The organism is Photorhabdus sp. HUG-39, assembly GCF_963878365.1.
In the GTDB taxonomy this organism is placed as follows: Bacteria; Pseudomonadota; Gammaproteobacteria; order Enterobacterales; family Enterobacteriaceae; genus Photorhabdus; species Photorhabdus kayaii.
This window is the reverse complement of sequence record NZ_CAWNWY010000133.1, coordinates 1-234: the sequence shown is the minus strand read 5'-3', so window position 1 is coordinate 234 and position 234 is coordinate 1. Positions and strand designations below refer to the sequence as shown.

Sequence of the window (234 nt, the reverse complement as noted above, 5' to 3'; positions counted from 1 at the left end):
GAGCATTCTTAGACTTATTACCAACATCTTGGCAATTTTTACCTGCTAACCCTAATGGGTCGATCCACGACACCGGATTAGGCACGTACGCATACAGGTTCAGACCCCCTGCTAATCCTATCGGGTCTTAGGGACTATCCCGACGCCATCATACAGTTTAGCGGACCTTTCCCCCTGATTTAGCAGCCTTTTTCTCCGCCGCTTTTTCCCACCCTGTTAAAGAACATGCCAACT

At 48.7% G+C, this 234-nt stretch carries 1 pseudogene; it reads right to left on the bottom strand.

Going from position 1 to position 234, the window contains the following annotated elements:
* Positions 1-121 (bottom strand): annotated as a pseudogene (locus AAC155_RS24350) (type IV secretion protein Rhs); the annotation flags it as partial.
* Positions 122-234 lie beyond the last annotated feature (113 nt).